Genomic DNA, 14,962 nt, shown 5'->3' with positions numbered 1-14,962 from the left:
AGGAAGATCAATGGTAGAAAAGACCGAACAAAGCGGTTTCTGGCCGTCGCTTTATGATCCCTTTCGTGCATTTGGTGCCCGGGTTGCAGATTGGCTGAGCCCGGCGACCGAGGCCTCTTCGGGGGATGCAGCCTATGACATCACCATGGAACTACCGGGTGTCACCGATGAGGATGTGGAACTGACCGTGGACAATGGCGTTCTGACCATCAGCGGCGAAAAGAAGACCTCGACCGAGAAGAAAGGCGATACCTGGTACTTCAGCGAGCGCCAGTATGGTGCATTCCGCCGTGCCTTCCGCCTGCCGGAAGATGCTGATGGCGCTGCGGCAGCGGCGCATATGGAGGATGGTGTGCTTCATATCAGCGTTCCCAAGAAGGCGCTGGAACAGCCAGAGACCGCGAAGAAGATCAAGATCTCCAAACCCTGAGGCTTTTTTGGCCTTGGACAGAATGCCGGGCAGTCCGGCGACACGCGGCGCATAGCCCCGGATCGGGGCTGTGCGCATCGGCATGTCCGGGGGTCTTGTACGTCGCAGGTTTACTGCTGGTTCCCGATATAGATTGCTGCGGCGATCAGGACAGCCAGGACGGCAACTGCACCTGCGATTTTCCAGGCGGAGTAGGGGCGTTCGCCCTGAACCCGTCCGGATTGTCCGTTGACCACAAAACGATAGGTCTTGCCCCGGTATTTATAGGCCGCCAGCCACACCGGCAGCAGAATGTGTTTGAAGGTAACGTCCGAGACTTGCGTGTCGATATGCGAGATTCGCTGACGGTCGCCGCCGATATCAAACCGCACATCCCGTTCGATCACCCGGTCCATATGGGCGCGGGCCTCCTCAAAACCGTCCTGCAAAGAGATCGCATAGGCTTCGGCCCGGAACCCGGCTAGATATTGCGGTTGATACGGCTCCAGCGCCGACAGATCCCAGGGTTCCAGCGCATCGGTATAGCGTTTGGGCAGGCTTTTCGACGCCAGCACCAGCACATCGTCAAAGAAGCGTTTGACCCGACCTGACACCGGTCGCCAGCGCACCTTTGCGACCTGTTTGGCCTGCGGTTTGCCATCGACCATGACGGTTTCGGTCACGTAGTAGACCGTGCCGCGCTGGCCTGAGTAGGAACTGCGGGTGTCGGCGTCATAGGTCCAGTAGGGGACATAGATCCCCTCCATCCGGCGCCCCTTGCGGGCGTATTCCTTCAACCCGTTTGGCGCGAACCACAGGCGGCCAAGCCAGTCTGTCATGGCTTTGTGGCCCGCGCGTTCGTCGATGGAGAAAGGCAATACGCCCTTGGGTTTTATGTGGCGGCTTTCGCCAGTGTCGGTGACCACGGGCGTTGCGCAGAATGGGCATTCGCGGGCGTGGGTGGTGGGATCGAATTCCACCTCGGCCGCGCAGTTGGGGCATTTGGAAACCCGGGTGGTTTCCATGTCGGCCTCTGGCAGCTGACGATCCAGCGCGGCGCGAAAGTCCAACTCGCGCAGGGCGCCGCCGCGCCAGGGGCCCCCGTTGATCTCCTCGGTATGGCCGCAATGGCTGCAGGTCAGGGTTCCGGATTGCGGGTCGAACCGGTAATCGGCGCCACATTGCTCGCAGGGAAAACGATGGGTTTCATCTGGCACAGCGGCAGAATCAGTGTTTTCGGTGGTAGGCGGAGGGGAAGATGGCACGGCGCTCTCTCAAATTGTAACGATTTTTTCCGGTCGTTGTTTATTTAATTGATTTTTATTTATGTTTCCCGGCGGAACCGAGTCGATCAAGGGGAATTCACGGTGAGGGTTGAGATGTGAGCTTAATGTTTGATTAACCTGTGAAGGGCTACGGCAGAAGTGTTCAGTAACAAGGAGTATGAGTATGTCTGTAGCGGCTATCCAGGATGAGATTTCCGAAGCCATCAAGGCCCATAGCACATGGAAACTTCACCTTCGCACGGGCACCATCAGCGGCAGACTTGAAACGCCTTCGCGTGACATCTGCTGTGATGACAAGTGCAAATTCGGCCAGTGGCTGCATTCGCCTAGTACGGAAGCCGGTATGGCAGGGGATGCCAACTATGTGCGTGCGAAGAAACTGCATTCCGAGTTCCACCAATTTGCCGGCGCCATCGCACAAAAGATCGAACGCGGCGATCTGGATGCGGCCAAACACGATCTGGATTTGGGCAAGCCGTTCGATGAAAAGACCAAGGAACTCACCAAACACATGATGGTCTGGCGCAAGAGCCTGCAATAGTGACGACATGTCGGCCCGGCTCAGTTGTGTCAGGCCGACAGTTAAGGCTCGGAGCGCGCGCTTGGCGCCCCGGAGTCAGCCCGCCGGAGGCGGCGGGGGCGGAGGCGGCAGAATGGTGAAAAGCTGCGCCAGTTCGGCGACATCACCGGCCCGTTGCCAGCCATCCTGGCCGGGTGTCCAGACGTGGGTGTCGCGCTTCAGCTGCCCTTCCTGCGCCATGCGTCCGAGACGCGCCTTGGAATAGGGCCCCGAGGTCTGACCGTTTTCCGCGATATGCCAGACGTGTTCGACCGGGGGCGGCGGCGGGGCCATCGGCGCCGCAGCGGGCGCGGGGCGGGCGCCCCAGGGACCTGACGGCTGACCCGCTGCACCCTGCGACATGGCATTGCCCATCTGCTGGGCCATCGCCATGCCCATCCCCATTCCCAAACCGGCGCCCATGCCACTGTTCGGGGTGCGGGCTGCGGCGTCCATCGCCTCGGCAGCGGCGAACTGGGTGTATTGGCCAAGATCGCCCACGATCCCCATCTGGGTGCGCCGGTCCATGGCCTGTTCGACCGCAGGCGGCAGAGAGATGTTCTCGATATATAGCTCCGGGATCGCCAGGCCATATTCGGCCACGGTGGCGGAAATCTCGGCCGCGACCAGTTTGCCCAGATCGGCGGTATTGGCGGCCATATCCAGCACCGGAATGCCCGAGCTGGCAACGACGCGGCTGAACTCCTGCACGATGATGTTGCGGATCTGGAAGCTGATTTCATCCATAGTGAATTCGCCATCGGTGCCGACGATCTCTGTCAGGAAGCGCGCCGGATCCACCACCCGCACCGAGTAGCTGCCAAAAGCGCGCAGACGCACCGGGCCGAACTCCGGATCGCGACAGATGATCGGATTCTTGGTGCCCCACTTCAGGTCGTTGAACCGGGTGGTGCTGACGAAATAGACTTCGGATTTGAACGGCGATTGAAACCCGTGGTCCCAGTGCTGCAGCGTTGTCATCACCGGCATGTTGTTGGTTTCAAGCATGTAAAGACCGGGGGTAAAGACATCCGCCAGCTGGCCTTCGTGCACGAACACGGCTGCCTGTCCTTCACGTACCGTCAGCTTGGCGCCATATTTGATCTCATGGCCTTCGCGTTCAAACCGCCAGACCATGGTGTCGCGGGTGTCATCGACCCAGTGAATGACGTCGATGAACTCTCCGGTGAGAAAGTCGAAAATACCCATATCTCAGGTCCTCTTCCTACGGTGTGCCTGCGGGAAGCCTCATCGGTGGGCGCATGGGCCACCTTACAGGGGCTGTCCCATGATTTCGCGGGCGATAATGCGGGTGATCGGGCGGGCTTCTTCGGCGCTCATCCCGGTTTTCAGTCTTGGATCATACAGCATCTGCAACAGCTTTTCGTCATGGCTGGTCAGAAAGGCGAATTCGTCATCGTCGTTGAAAATCGACGGGCGCGCCCGGGGGCTGTCGTTGAGCAGGCCCAGGCCTTGTGCGATTTCCTCGTGGATGCAGCTTTGCCGGACCAGATCGGGATGCTCCGCGCGGATCAGCGCAACGCCGCGAATATAGTCGAAGGGGCTGCCCTGGGCGCCGCCGGCCAGAACAAAGCAATAATGCGTGCGCGGCGGGTTCACGAAGAGCTGGAAATCGTTCTGGCTGATATTGGGCAGCAGTTCGCGCACCCGCTTGGCAACAAAAGCGCTGTCGTCCTTGCTGGCAAAGAGGACGTGGAAATTGCCGCGCTTCGCCACCGCCGAAACCGGGTGGCCGGTGATCCGGCCCAGCCGCGCCGCGTATTCGGCAACCCGCCCGCCATCGGCGCGGCGCTGGCTTTCAGGGATTGAGGGACCGAATTCTGCTTGCAAACGCACCGGCCCGGACCAGCGGCTCAGGCCGCCTGTGGCGCCGCCACCGCGCCCGGCGTATTCGTTGAAAAAGGAAATCGCTTCGAAGTTTTCCGCCAGATCCTCGGCATCATAAGGCGTATCGGGTCCGCCGCCATCGGTGCGCAAAAGGCCTCGCGTCAGCAGGTCCTGCTGCAGGACACGGTAATATTGCCGCAACTCTGCGCTGGCGGCCGAAGGCGCAGCGGGCGCGACCATGGCAGCCGGACGCGGTTTTGGCACGACGGACTCGCTGCGGCCCACGGGCATGCAGGCCGAAAGCAGGCCCAGCCCCAAAAGCGCGGCAAGGCGCACAGGCGCGTATATTGCCCGCCCGGCGCTGCCTTCGGCACAAATCGCCGCCGACCTATGACGTCTTTGCCAGATCATCGGGTCAGGACGGAACCGCTGTACCGGCATTGTCGCCGATGCCATCGCGGCGCGCCTTGGCGGCGGCCAGCGTATCGCGCAGCTCGGCTTCCATCTTTTTCAGCTCGCCCTCGGCAGCGGCCCGTTTGGCCTTGCCCTCATCGGCGATCTGCAGGCTTTCCTGAATGGTGCCGATCAGATCAGCATTGGCCTGTTTCACCGCTTCGATATCGAACACACCGCGTTCCATTTCCTGCCGGATCGCCTTGTTGCTTTCGCGCAGGTTGGCCGCGTTGGAGGTCAGCAGCTCGTTGGTCAGATCATTGGCATCGCGCACCGCTGCAGCAGCCTCGGCCGAGCGCTGGATGGTGACCGCCTGCGCCAGCTGGGTTTCCCAGAGCGGCACGGTATTGACCAGCGTCGAGTTGATTTTGGTCACGAGCGATTTGTCGTTCTCCTGCACCAGGCGGATCGAGGGCAGCGACTGCATGGTGACCTGCCGGGTCAGCTTCAGGTCGTGCACCCGGCGTTCCAGATCGTCCCGGGCGGCGCGCAGATCGCGCAGTTCCTGCGCGCGGATCACCTGGTCGGCTTCGGCGGCTGCTGCGACGGCTTCTTCCAGCGCGGGAATTTCGCTGCTGTCCAGCTCTCCGAGCTTGGCCTCGCCCGCAGCGATATAGAGCGCCAGCTCGTCGTAAAAGGCCAGCGTCTTTTCATACAGCATGTCGAGCGATTTGATGTCCTTCAGGAGCCCGTGTTCATGGCCAAGAAGATCATCGGTGATCTTGTCGATCTGCGCCTGGATGGTCTCATAGCGCGCGGTGAATTTAGCAAAGGGCGCGGCGCGGCCCAGCAGGCGTTCCCAGAAGGTGGGTTTGCGACGTACATCCAGTTCCGAGACGGAAAAGCCGCGGATCGTGGTGACGATATCCCGCAGAGAGTCCCCGGCGGGGCCGACATCCTTGTTGCGCACATCGGCCAGCATCGCCTGACTGATGGTCTGCAATTCGGCCTGCGCGCCGGATCCGAACCCGATGATCGAGTTGCTGTCGCTCATGTCGATTTCGCCCATGCGGCTGCGGATCGCTTCGCTGGTGACTTCATCCGCCTGCTCCAGCGGCTGGATGTCACCCGTGGGATCCGCAAGCGCGACGCCCGTCACCTCCGTGACCATGGCCTCGGCTTCGATTGCTTTCTTCTGAACGGTCTCGGACATCGGTGGCGTTCCTCGGGTCAAAGTGTCAATTGCGGTCCAGGCGGACCCCTTCGCGCTGCAGGCGGTCGCGCAGCACGTCGATTTCGATGGTCAGATCACTGCGGTCTTCGAGCAGCATCTTTTGCGTACGGGCTGCAAAATTCTGTTCCAGATCTTCCAGCAGGGCAAGGTAGTCACTACGGGCCTGCGGATCCTGGCTGCGGGCATAAATATCTGCGAATTTGATGGTCGCATCGCGCGCGCCCTGCAGATAGACGGTCAGATACTTGCGCGCACCGGTCAGGTCGCGCGGGTCTTCTTCTATGGTGCGGAACATGTCCCGGGCGACAGCCTGAAACTGATCCACACGCGCCTCCAGCTGCCGGTCACGCGCCCTAAGCGCCGCGTCCCGCATGGCGTCAAGGTAGGCTTCGGCCTCATCCACGGCGCGGGCAACGCGGCTTTGCTGGAAATCGTCCACGCCCTCCACGCCCTTGTCCTGCAAAGGGTCAAGGCCAAAGGCGGCCAGATGCAGGCCGGTGGCTGTCAGCCCGTAGACGGCGGCGATCATGATCCCCGGTTCTGCCTTCCAGGCGGCCAGCGCGGCCCCGGCGCCGGTCAAAACCGAGGCGAGGATCTTGCGCGGCAAGGCCGGTTTGCGCGCGACACGGCGCGCGGCAAAGGCGGTTTCGGCCCGCAACCCTTCGCGCAGAAGAAAGGCGGCCCCGGTCCAGAGGGCAGCTGCAATCCCGCCAAGCGCCAGACCGGTGGCCCCGTCGTTCAGCGACAAGATCAGCAGCACGCCCCCAGGCACGAACATGGTATTGGCACGGGCGCCGACAGGATCGACCTGTGCGCTGCGAAAGGAATTGGTTTTGCCCGTTGGCGGGGATGTGTCACCCAAGGCGGCCGGATCACCGGCGCCATCGGGGCTGTATTTGCCGCCATACCTCTGTGCCATGGATCAGCCTCCCACAATCCATCCGGTGCTCAGTCCGAACATCAGAACAAGCAGGGCGGCGAAGGCGACTTTCTGCACGCGGGTTCCCCCATGACACGATTTACATGCCTGAAATCTAAGGGATTGCAGGCCGCCTTGCTAGGGGGAAGTGTCGGGCAAATGCCTCAGCGGCGGGGATTCTTGCCGATTGGACGATTGCCGGGCTTTGCGCCATTGCCGCCGCGTCCCTTGCCGCGGGTATCCGGTTTGCCGGGCTGTCCAGGCTTGCCGCCGCCAGTATGGCCGGATTTGCCCGTCGGGGCTCCTTGTGGCTTGGCCTGCGATTTGCCACGCGGTTTGCCAGCGCCGCCGCCGCTATAGGGGGCAGGGGCGTCAGTGCCGGGTTTGCGGCCGCCGGGGCGCTTGCCGCGCATCGGTTTGCGCCGCTGGGGGCGGTCGGTCTGTGGCGTCTCTTCGGTTTCGTCTTCGAGACCTAGCTGATCGCGGATCACCCGGGGGCGCAGTTCTTCGACTTCCCCGGGTTTCAGATTGCCCAGCTGGAACGGGCCGTAGGACAGGCGCAGCAGGCGGTTGACGGAAAACCCGATATCCTCCATGGCGCGGCGGATTTCGCGGTTCTTGCCTTCGCGCAGTCCCACGGTCAGCCAGGCGTTCGCCCCCTGCTGGCGGTCCAGCGCCACGGTCATGGGCTGGAACGTCTCGCCGTCGATCACCAGCCCTTTGCGGAGCGGCTCGAAATCCGTTTCTTGCGGGCGACCCTTGATACGCACCCGGTAGCGGCGCAGCCAGCCGGTCGAGGGCAGTTCCAGCTTGCGCTTGATGCCGCCATCGTTGGTCAGGAGCAGCAGCCCTTCGGAATTGAGGTCAAGCCGCCCGACGGTCATCACCCGCGGCAGATCCTCGGGAAGTTCGTCAAAGATGGTCGTGCGGCCCATCTCGTCGCTGGTGGTGGTCACCAGTCCGGCGGGTTTGTGATAAAGCCACAGGCGCGGCGCTTCTGCCTCGGGAAGGGGCTGGCCGTCGATTAGGATCCGGTCCCGCGCTGTGACGTTCAGCGCGGGGCTGTCGATCACCTTGCCATTCACCGCAACCCGCCCCTCGGCGATCATCCGCTCGGCCTCGCGCCGCGAGGCAACGCCGACCCGCGACAGAACCTTGGCGATCCGGTCGCCTTCGGGTGTGCCCGTGCTCTTGTCGCCTGCAGCGGCGTCGGGACGCGACGGTTTCGCGGCTTTGCCTGCCGGGCCTTTGGGGCGGTGCGGGCGCTTGGGGGATGCGGGTGTTTTGCTCATCCCCTCGCCATAGAGCATTCTGGCGTCTTGCGAAAGCGGGCATTCTACGGCAGGGAAGGCCATGGTTTTCCGTTCTCACATGACCCTGGCCCTGGAAGAGGCCCGCGCTGCCGCCGCGCGCGGCGAGGTGCCGGTGGGCGCGGTTCTGATTGCGCCGGACGGAACGGTCGCGGCGCGGGCCGGAAACCGCACCCGGGAGCTGAACGATCCTACTGCCCATGCCGAGATCCTGGCGATCCGCGCCGCCTGCGCTGCAGCGGGAGGGGAGCGCCTGACGGGATATGATCTTTATGTGACGCTGGAGCCCTGCGCCATGTGTGCGGCGGCCATCGCGGCGGCGCGCATCGCCCGGGTCTACTACGGCGCCTCTGATCCCAAATCCGGCGGCGTTGCCCATGGGGCCTGCGTGTTTTCACACCCGCAGGCACACCATGTGCCCGAGGTCTACGAAGGGATTGCCGAAGCGGACTGTGCTGCCATTCTGAAAGAGTTCTTCACCGCGAAACGATAGGGGGCCGGAGTGGAAGGGCATGTGAAACCGCCGGAAGACGTCCTTGCCGCGTTCAGGGTGATGGCACCGGAGTGGATCGCGACCACTGCCATTGCCAGCCTTTGGAAAGTCTCCCGCGCCGGGGGCGGTGCCGCGGTGCTGAAATACTACGGCGCCCGGGGCATGGGCAGCGAGGCCGACGGTTTCCGGTTTCTGCAGGCTGCGCCGGAGGATTGCGCGGCCCGGGTCTATGGCCTGCGCCCGGATGCAGCGCTGATCGAATGGCTGGAGGGGCCGTCGCTTGCCGATCTCGCAATTGCTGGTGAGGACGAAACGGCTGCACGCGAGCTGGTGAGGGTCGCCTCTGGCCTGCATCCCGGTACGGGGCAGGCGCCAGAGGGCTATCCCCGTCTGGAAGATCGTTTTGATGCGCTGTTCCATCTGAAACCTGCGCCGAGTTGTGCGGCGGGAGACAAGGCGGCGATCGCCGCGTGCCAGACCCTGGCCTGCGAACTTCTCAACACGCAGATAGATGTGCGCCCGCTGCACGGGGATTTGCACCATGGCAACGTGATGAAGACGCCGCGCGGGTATTGCGCCTTTGATGCCAAGGGGATCGTTGGAGAGCGGACCTACGAGTTGGCCAATGCCTTTCGCCATCCCTATGGGAACCCCGATTTGACCCGCGACCCGCGTCGGATCGGGATGCTGGCCGATCTCTGGTCAGTAGGATTTGCGGTGGATCGTCAGCGTCTTTTGCAATGGGCAGCGGTCAAATGCGCGCTCTCCATTGCCTGGCGCAGTAAAGGGCGGTTGGCGCAGGATGATGAACTGGACCTGCTGGCGGCGCTGCTGTCTTGCGCGACGGGGCAAGACCTGTCGCGCGTTTAGGCACTGGACGGCCCATGCGCCCCGTGACATGTTCTCTTTTTGTTTCGATTTCTGAACGGAGAGAAATCCGATGGCCAATATTGTCGTGGGAGAAGATGGGCAACCACGCTGCGGCTGGAGCGCCAGCGCACCTGAATTTGATGCCTATCACGATGCGGAATGGGGCTATCCGGTGGGCGACGATATCCGGTTGTTCGAAAAGATCTGCCTTGAAAGTTTCCAGTCCGGCCTCAGCTGGCGCACCATTCTGGCCAAGCGTGAGAATTTTCGCGCCGCTTTCGCGGGCTTTGATTGGAATGTCATCGCCACATACACCGATGCGGATGTGGAGCGCCTGTTGCAGGATGCTGGGATCATCCGCCACCGGGGCAAGATCGAAGCCGTGATCAACAATGCGAAATGCGCGCAGGAGCTGGTCGAAGAAGCCGGATCGCTCGCCGCGTTTTTCTGGAGCTTTGAGCCGGACCCGGACAGCCTGCCCGAGCCGCAGACCAGGTCGACCAGCCCGGACTCCGTGGCGCTGTCAAAGGCGCTGAAGAAACGTGGCTGGAAGTTTGTCGGCCCCACCACCGTTTTTGCCTTCATGCAGGCGACGGGGCTGATCAATGACCACGCGCTGGGCTGCTGCTGCAGAGAAAAGGCCGCCCGCGCGCGGGCGGCGTTCACAAAGCCGGTTTAGACCTCAAGTGCGGTCATGACCTCAGGTTCGATCACCTCGACACCGGGCAGGCCTGCACTCAGATCCTCTGCGGATTGCTCCAGCAGGGGGAAGGTCTTGTAGTGGCAGGGGATTACCGTCTTGAAGTCGAAGTAGCGCTTGGCCGCATAGGCCGCCTGCTTCATGTCCATGGTGAAGTGACCGCCAGCACAGAGAATGCCGATATCGGGTTTGTAGTAATCCCCGATCCAGTCCATGTCGGCCATGATCGCGGTGTCCCCAGAAATATAGATCGTCTTGCCTTCGGCCTGCAGCACATAGCCCACTTCCGACCCGCCGGTGCGCGGGCCTTCGGGGGTGGCAAAGGTCGAGCTGTGCGAAGCAGGCACCATCGACAGTTTCGGCCCGCCCAGATCGACGGTTCCACCCTTGTTGAAGCCGACGGTTTCTACCCCTTCGGTTTCGCCCCAGAAGCCCATGATGTCATATTGGCCAACCACGGGAATGTTCAGTTTTTTCGCGAGCGGCAGCACATCGACCACATGGTCGAAATGAACATGGGTCAGGATGATATGGGTGGCGCCTTCGATGGCGGCATCATGCTGGTCCTCGGGCAGGCTGGGGTTGCCGGTCAGCCAGGGGTCCAACAGCAGCACCTTTCCTTCGGTTTCAAAACGGAAACTGCCGTGGCCCAGCCAGATGATCTTCATGGTGTCTCTCCCAATTCCTTGATTTGTCTGCTCTCACCCTAGCACGCTGAATGCCTGTTTCCATCGGTTTGCTGTCCTGCAGGCCCGGTCAGGGGCACCCGGTCCACAGTGTTTCGCAGCAAACTTGTGCTCTAGCGGTGAATGTGCCCTCATGGGCGTCAGAACATGATGGGAGGCAGTGCTGTGACAATGATCGGGTCGAAGGCCGCCGTTCTTCTGAGCCTGCTGGCACTTGCGCCGATATCCGCTGCGCCCGGCCATGCCGAGGGCGCGGGAGGGCACCAGGGGCACCAGCAGCATCAGGGTGATGAGGCGCAGCCCTATGCGGGGCAGCAAAGTCGGCGAATCAAAAGCCTTTCGGATGCGGACATCGCAGAGTTGCGCGCGGGCAAAGGCTGGGGCTTTGCTCTTCCGGCGGAACTGAATGGCTGGCCCGGGCCTGCGCATCTTCTGGAACTGGCGCCGCAGATCGGGCTGAGCGCGGCGCAGATCGAGCAGGTGCGCCAGATCCATCACGAAATGGCAGCCGAGGCGCAGCGGGCCGCAGAGGACTTCATTGCGGCCGAAGAACGTCTTGATCAGGCCTTTGCCTCAGGCAACCCCGACGCCGATGAGTTGCGGCGTCTGGTCTCCGAAGCAGGCGCGGCGCGGGCGGATCTGCGGTATGTCCACCTGTCCCGGCATTTGCAGACGGTGCAGTTTCTCTCGGGCGAACAGATTGCCGCCTATAATCGCTTGCGCGGCTACGCGGCTGATCCCTGCGACAAGGTGCCGGATGGTCATGATCCCGCGATGTGGCGGATGCACAATAACTGCGAATGAGCGCTCTTGCCCTCCCCAGCCTGTGTATAGACACCCGTTTTCGGTGCAGACCCGCTTGCGGCGCGGACGGCGCGGCGGTAAACGCGTCTGTAACACGAGATGAGGGTTTCCATGTCGATTGACCAAAGCACTGCCGCCAAAGTGGCCAAACTGGCCCGGATCAAGGTCGAAGAGGACGCGCTGCCTGCGCTGGCAGACGAGTTCAACACCATCCTTGGGTTCATCGAACAGCTGAACGAAGTGGACGTGGAAGGGGTCGAGCCGATGACCTCGGTCACGCCGCAGCGTCTGAAGCGGCGCGAGGACGTGGTGAACGATGGCAATCAGCAGGACAAGATCCTGGCCAATGCCCCCGACGCCCGCGAGGGCTTCTTTGCGGTCCCCAAGGTGGTGGAGTAAGACATGAGCGATCTGAACAAACTGGGCCTGGCCGAGGCCCGCGATGCCCTGCGCAAAGGCGACACCACCTCAGTCGAGCTGACCGAAGCGTGCCTGAAGGCCATCGAAGGCGCCGATGCGCTGAACGCCTTCGTGCACAAGACGCCCGAGATCGCGCTGGAGCGCGCAAAGGCAGCCGATGCCCGCATCAAGGAAGGCGATGCGCCTGCCATGTGCGGCCTGCCGGTCGGGATCAAGGATCTGTTCTGCACCAAGGGCGTGGACAGCCAGGCGGCCTCCAACATCCTTAAAGGCTTCAAGCCCGAGTATGAGTCGACCGTTTCGCAGAAACTGGTCGATGCGGGTTCCGTGATGCTGGGCAAGCTGAACATGGACGAATTCGCCATGGGCTCATCCAACGAAACCTCTGCCTATGGCGATGTGGTCAGCCCCTGGCGGCGTGACGGCAGCGATGCCAAGCTGACACCGGGTGGCTCCTCGGGCGGCTCGGCTGCGGCTGTTGCAGCGGACCTGTGCCTTGCGGCCACCGGCACCGACACCGGCGGCTCGATCCGCCAGCCTGCGGCCTTTACCGGCACCGTCGGCATCAAACCCACCTACGGGCGCTGCTCGCGCTGGGGCATCGTGGCCTTTGCCTCTTCGCTGGATCAGGCCGGACCGATGACCAAATCGGTGCGCGATGCGGCGATCATGCTCGAAGCCATGGCCGGGCATGATCCCAAGGACAGCACCAGCGCCGATCTGGCCGTGCCGAACTTCGAGGCGATGCTGACCGGCGACATCAAGGGCAAGAAGATCGGTATCCCGAAAGAGTACCGCATGGACGGCATGCCCGCCGAGATCGAAAAGCTCTGGGCCGATGGCACTGCCATGCTGAAGGACGCGGGCGCCGAGATCGTCGACATCTCGCTGCCGCACACCAAATACGCGCTGCCTGCCTATTACGTTATCGCCCCGGCCGAAGCCTCGTCGAACCTGGCACGCTATGACGGGGTGCGCTACGGCCACCGCGCCATGCTGGAGGCTGGCGACGGCATCACCGAGATGTACGAAAAGACCCGCGCCGAAGGCTTTGGCCACGAGGTGCAGCGCCGCGTGATGGTCGGCACCTACGTGCTGTCGGCAGGCTTCTATGATGCCTATTACAACCGCGCCCGCCGCGTTCGCACCCTGATCAAGAAGGACTTCGAAGATGTCTTTGCGGCAGGCGTGGACGCGATCCTGACACCGGCGACGCCCTCTGCTGCTTTTGGGCTGGGTGAAATGACCGATGCGGATCCGGTGCAGATGTACCTCAATGACGTCTTTACCGTCACTGTGAATCTTGCGGGCCTGCCGGGCATCTCTGTGCCTGCGGGTGTCGATGCACAGGGTCTGCCGCTGGGCCTGCAGCTGATCGGCCGCCCCTGGGAAGAGGGCGATCTGCTGAACACCGCCTATGCGCTAGAGCAGGCCGCCGGGTTTGTGGCAAAGCCGGGGAAATGGTGGTAAAACCGGCTCAAACAAGAGCATAAACCATACGACCATAAACAGGTGATCCCGATGCGCGTCTTCGTCTCCCTCGCCGCCGCTGGCAGTCTTCTGGCCCTTGCAGCTTGCAGCCCGCCAGTGCCGGACAGCGCGGCCGGGGTGGGCGTGGACGGCGATCCCTTCGCCGCCCGTCCGGCGCAGGGCACTACGATCAACGGCGATCCGCTGATCCCCGCGCCCCAGGTTGTCGGCGCGCCTCTGGTAATGCCGACAGATCAGAGCAGCGCAACCTCGGTCGCTGCGGCTGGAGCCTCGGTTGGCACTGGCAGCAATGCCGATATCGCTCGCGAAACGGCAGCAGCCCTGAGTGCGGCGCAGGCCAACTCTGGTCAGGCGCCGCTTGAAGCGAGCCCGGACAACCCGGCGCCGCAGATCGTCGGCGGCAACCCGCGTCTGTCGGACGAAAACAGCTTTGATGCGGTGTCCTCGCGCCAGACCATCGAAAGCGATGCCGAGCGTCTGAAGCGGCAGCGCGCCCAGTATCAGGTGGTGGAGCCGACGGCGCTGCCCACGGTCTCTGCGGGCAACCGGGATCCCAATATCGTTCAATACGCGCTCAGCACTTCCAACCCGCCGGGCAACCGCATCTTCAGCCGCACGGGTATCAATCTGAAGGCCCGCTCGTCGCGCAACTGCGCGGGCTATGCCTCGCCCGAACTGGCGCAGGTGGCGTTTCTTGAGGCCGGCGGCCCCAAACGCGACCGCTACGCGCTGGACCCGGATGGGGATGGCTATGCCTGCGGCTGGGACCCGTCCCCCTATCGTCTGGTCCTGCGCGAAGACTCCTGATGTCCGGAACTGGCAGGGCAGGGGATGAGGCCGGGGCGATCTGGCATCCCAGCCCCAATTTCGGTCCGCGTCGTGACGGTCTGACGCCGGCTTTCGTGGTTCTGCACTACACAGCAATGGAGACGGCTGAGGCTGCCCTGCAGCGGCTGTGTGATCCTGCGGCCGAGGTGTCGGCTCATTACCTGATCGGACAGGATGGTACCCTCTGGCAGATGGTGGAGGAGGCGCAGCGCGCCTGGCACGCCGGTGCTGGCGAATGGTGCGGGCTGGAGGATCTCAATTCCCGGTCAATCGGTATCGAGTTGGACAATCGCGGCGATCATCCGTTTTCCGAACCGCAGATGACGCGGCTGGAGCGGTTGCTGGGCGATATCCTGCGCCGCTGGGATATCGCGCCCGAGGGGGTGATCGGCCATTCGGACATGGCGCCGGGACGCAAATGCGATCCGGGTGCCCGGTTTGACTGGGCGCGGCTGGCCCGTCAGGGGCTCGCCCGGCAGGTAGCGCAAGCGGAGGCGGCAGGGCAGAGCCTGATGGAGTCAGAGAGCGCCGATATGGCGCGTTTCCGCGCCTATGCCCGCGACATCGGATATACCGCCCCGGTGGAGGATGAGACGCTGCTGGCAGCTGTGCGGCTGCGCTATCGTCCCCAGGCCCGCGGGGCGCTTTGTGCGGAGGATTTCGCGCCGCTGGGCCAGGCAGACCTCTGGGTCTGAATGAGACCGGCTGCAAC

The 14,962-nt window shown here is 62.9% G+C and carries 17 protein-coding genes; 10 read left to right on the top strand and 7 right to left on the bottom strand.

Annotated features, from left to right (window positions below; genetic code table 11):
• The first annotated feature begins 10 nt into the window (after window positions 1–10).
• A complete protein-coding gene (locus JL2886_RS03805) occupies window positions 11–430 on the top strand; it encodes an Hsp20/alpha crystallin family protein (protein ID WP_065270800.1) in 420 nt (139 codons plus the stop codon).
• A 110-nt stretch (window positions 431–540) separates the two neighbouring features.
• On the opposite strand, the gene JL2886_RS03800 is transcribed toward JL2886_RS03805, so the two are convergent.
• Complete coding sequence (locus JL2886_RS03800) at window positions 541–1,626, bottom strand: TFIIB-type zinc finger domain-containing protein (protein ID WP_237028415.1); 1,086 nt, start codon at window positions 1,624–1,626, stop codon at window positions 541–543.
• A 232-nt stretch (window positions 1,627–1,858) separates the two neighbouring features.
• Here JL2886_RS03800 and JL2886_RS03795 point away from each other — a divergent pair, with 232 nt between their 5' ends.
• Window positions 1,859–2,236 (top strand): CZB domain-containing protein, encoded by a 378-nt coding sequence (locus JL2886_RS03795; RefSeq protein ID WP_065270798.1) that lies wholly within the window; start codon window positions 1,859–1,861, stop codon window positions 2,234–2,236.
• Between the two features lie 75 nt (window positions 2,237–2,311).
• Here the strand turns inward: JL2886_RS03795 and JL2886_RS03790 are convergent, their stop codons facing one another.
• The 5 genes from JL2886_RS03790 to JL2886_RS03770 form a co-directional block, all read right to left on the bottom strand.
• The gene (locus tag JL2886_RS03790) at window positions 2,312–3,463 is read right to left on the bottom strand and encodes an SPFH domain-containing protein (protein ID WP_065270797.1); all 1,152 of its coding nucleotides are present in this window, start codon (window positions 3,461–3,463) and stop codon (window positions 2,312–2,314) included.
• A gap of 63 nt (window positions 3,464–3,526) precedes the next feature.
• Complete coding sequence (locus JL2886_RS03785; RefSeq protein ID WP_065273518.1) at window positions 3,527–4,393, bottom strand: DUF2927 domain-containing protein; 867 nt, start codon at window positions 4,391–4,393, stop codon at window positions 3,527–3,529.
• A 124-nt stretch (window positions 4,394–4,517) separates the two neighbouring features.
• Entirely contained in the window at window positions 4,518–5,708 is a 1,191-nt protein-coding gene (locus JL2886_RS03780) for a toxic anion resistance protein (protein WP_065270796.1), read from the bottom strand.
• A 25-nt stretch (window positions 5,709–5,733) separates the two neighbouring features.
• Window positions 5,734–6,648 carry a 5-bromo-4-chloroindolyl phosphate hydrolysis family protein gene (locus tag JL2886_RS03775; protein ID WP_065270795.1) on the bottom strand — a complete coding sequence of 305 codons (915 nt, stop codon included), beginning with the start codon at window positions 6,646–6,648 and terminating at the stop codon, window positions 5,734–5,736.
• 164 nt (window positions 6,649–6,812) lie between these two features.
• Window positions 6,813–7,940 carry a pseudouridine synthase gene (locus JL2886_RS03770; protein ID WP_065273517.1) on the bottom strand — a complete coding sequence of 376 codons (1,128 nt, stop codon included), beginning with the start codon at window positions 7,938–7,940 and terminating at the stop codon, window positions 6,813–6,815.
• Between the two features lie 61 nt (window positions 7,941–8,001).
• On the opposite strand from JL2886_RS03770, the gene JL2886_RS03765 reads away from it, so the two are divergent.
• The 3 genes from JL2886_RS03765 (at window position 8,002) to JL2886_RS03755 (ending at window position 10,000) form a co-directional block, all read left to right on the top strand.
• Window positions 8,002–8,451, top strand: coding sequence for a nucleoside deaminase (locus JL2886_RS03765; protein WP_065270794.1), 450 nt, complete (start codon window positions 8,002–8,004; stop codon window positions 8,449–8,451).
• A 21-nt stretch (window positions 8,452–8,472) separates the two neighbouring features.
• On the top strand, window positions 8,473–9,321 hold the full coding sequence (locus tag JL2886_RS03760) for an aminoglycoside phosphotransferase family protein (RefSeq protein WP_133245390.1): 849 nt from the start codon (window positions 8,473–8,475) through the stop codon (window positions 9,319–9,321).
• Between the two features lie 70 nt (window positions 9,322–9,391).
• A complete protein-coding gene (locus JL2886_RS03755; protein ID WP_065270792.1) occupies window positions 9,392–10,000 on the top strand; it encodes a DNA-3-methyladenine glycosylase I in 609 nt (202 codons plus the stop codon).
• Here JL2886_RS03755 and JL2886_RS03750 read toward each other — a convergent pair.
• The gene (locus JL2886_RS03750; protein WP_065270791.1) at window positions 9,997–10,689 is read right to left on the bottom strand and encodes a metal-dependent hydrolase; all 693 of its coding nucleotides are present in this window, start codon (window positions 10,687–10,689) and stop codon (window positions 9,997–9,999) included. The genes JL2886_RS03755 and JL2886_RS03750 overlap by 4 nt on opposite strands.
• Window positions 10,690–10,878: 189 nt before the next feature.
• Here JL2886_RS03750 and JL2886_RS03745 point away from each other — a divergent pair, with 189 nt between their 5' ends.
• The 5 genes from JL2886_RS03745 (at window position 10,879) to JL2886_RS03725 (ending at window position 14,945) form a co-directional block, all read left to right on the top strand.
• Window positions 10,879–11,511: a Spy/CpxP family protein refolding chaperone gene (locus JL2886_RS03745; protein WP_065270790.1), complete on the top strand. Its 633-nt coding sequence runs from the start codon at window positions 10,879–10,881 to the stop codon at window positions 11,509–11,511.
• Between the two features lie 111 nt (window positions 11,512–11,622).
• Window positions 11,623–11,910: an Asp-tRNA(Asn)/Glu-tRNA(Gln) amidotransferase subunit GatC gene (gene gatC / locus JL2886_RS03740; RefSeq protein ID WP_065270789.1), complete on the top strand. Its 288-nt coding sequence runs from the start codon at window positions 11,623–11,625 to the stop codon at window positions 11,908–11,910.
• 3 nt (window positions 11,911–11,913) lie between these two features.
• Window positions 11,914–13,401 (top strand): Asp-tRNA(Asn)/Glu-tRNA(Gln) amidotransferase subunit GatA, encoded by a 1,488-nt coding sequence (gatA, locus tag JL2886_RS03735; protein ID WP_065270788.1) that lies wholly within the window; start codon window positions 11,914–11,916, stop codon window positions 13,399–13,401.
• A 51-nt stretch (window positions 13,402–13,452) separates the two neighbouring features.
• The gene (locus JL2886_RS03730; protein ID WP_065270787.1) at window positions 13,453–14,229 is read left to right on the top strand and encodes a hypothetical protein; all 777 of its coding nucleotides are present in this window, start codon (window positions 13,453–13,455) and stop codon (window positions 14,227–14,229) included.
• Window positions 14,229–14,945, top strand: coding sequence for an N-acetylmuramoyl-L-alanine amidase (locus JL2886_RS03725; protein ID WP_065270786.1), 717 nt, complete (start codon window positions 14,229–14,231; stop codon window positions 14,943–14,945). Before JL2886_RS03730 ends, JL2886_RS03725 begins: the two co-directional genes overlap by 1 nt.
• Window positions 14,946–14,962 lie beyond the last annotated feature (17 nt).

Source organism: Phaeobacter gallaeciensis, from assembly GCF_001678945.1.
Classification (GTDB): domain Bacteria; phylum Pseudomonadota; class Alphaproteobacteria; order Rhodobacterales; family Rhodobacteraceae; genus Phycobacter; species Phycobacter gallaeciensis_A.
Note: the sequence above shows the minus strand (reverse complement) of the source record. Positions and strands in the feature narration are given on the sequence as shown.

Excerpts from the sequence above, each read along its gene's own strand:
- JL2886_RS03805 (WP_065270800.1), top strand. The coding sequence starts at position 11 with ATGGTAGAAAAGACCGAACAAAGCGGTTTCTGGCCGTCGCTTTATGAT.
- JL2886_RS03795 (WP_065270798.1), top strand. The coding sequence starts at position 1,859 with ATGTCTGTAGCGGCTATCCAGGATGAGATTTCCGAAGCCATCAAGGCC.
- JL2886_RS03790 (WP_065270797.1), bottom strand. The coding sequence starts at position 3,463 with ATGGGTATTTTCGACTTTCTCACCGGAGAGTTCATCGACGTCATTCAC.
- JL2886_RS03785 (WP_065273518.1), bottom strand. The coding sequence starts at position 4,393 with ATGCCCGTGGGCCGCAGCGAGTCCGTCGTGCCAAAACCGCGTCCGGCT.
- JL2886_RS03780 (WP_065270796.1), bottom strand. The coding sequence starts at position 5,708 with ATGTCCGAGACCGTTCAGAAGAAAGCAATCGAAGCCGAGGCCATGGTC.
- JL2886_RS03775 (WP_065270795.1), bottom strand. The coding sequence starts at position 6,648 with ATGGCACAGAGGTATGGCGGCAAATACAGCCCCGATGGCGCCGGTGAT.
- JL2886_RS03770 (WP_065273517.1), bottom strand. The coding sequence starts at position 7,940 with ATGAGCAAAACACCCGCATCCCCCAAGCGCCCGCACCGCCCCAAAGGC.
- JL2886_RS03765 (WP_065270794.1), top strand. The coding sequence starts at position 8,002 with ATGGTTTTCCGTTCTCACATGACCCTGGCCCTGGAAGAGGCCCGCGCT.
- JL2886_RS03755 (WP_065270792.1), top strand. The coding sequence starts at position 9,392 with ATGGCCAATATTGTCGTGGGAGAAGATGGGCAACCACGCTGCGGCTGG.
- JL2886_RS03750 (WP_065270791.1), bottom strand. The coding sequence starts at position 10,689 with ATGAAGATCATCTGGCTGGGCCACGGCAGTTTCCGTTTTGAAACCGAA.
- JL2886_RS03745 (WP_065270790.1), top strand. The coding sequence starts at position 10,879 with ATGATCGGGTCGAAGGCCGCCGTTCTTCTGAGCCTGCTGGCACTTGCG.
- gatC (WP_065270789.1), top strand. The coding sequence starts at position 11,623 with ATGTCGATTGACCAAAGCACTGCCGCCAAAGTGGCCAAACTGGCCCGG.
- gatA (WP_065270788.1), top strand. The coding sequence starts at position 11,914 with ATGAGCGATCTGAACAAACTGGGCCTGGCCGAGGCCCGCGATGCCCTG.
- JL2886_RS03730 (WP_065270787.1), top strand. The coding sequence starts at position 13,453 with ATGCGCGTCTTCGTCTCCCTCGCCGCCGCTGGCAGTCTTCTGGCCCTT.
- JL2886_RS03725 (WP_065270786.1), top strand. The coding sequence starts at position 14,229 with ATGTCCGGAACTGGCAGGGCAGGGGATGAGGCCGGGGCGATCTGGCAT.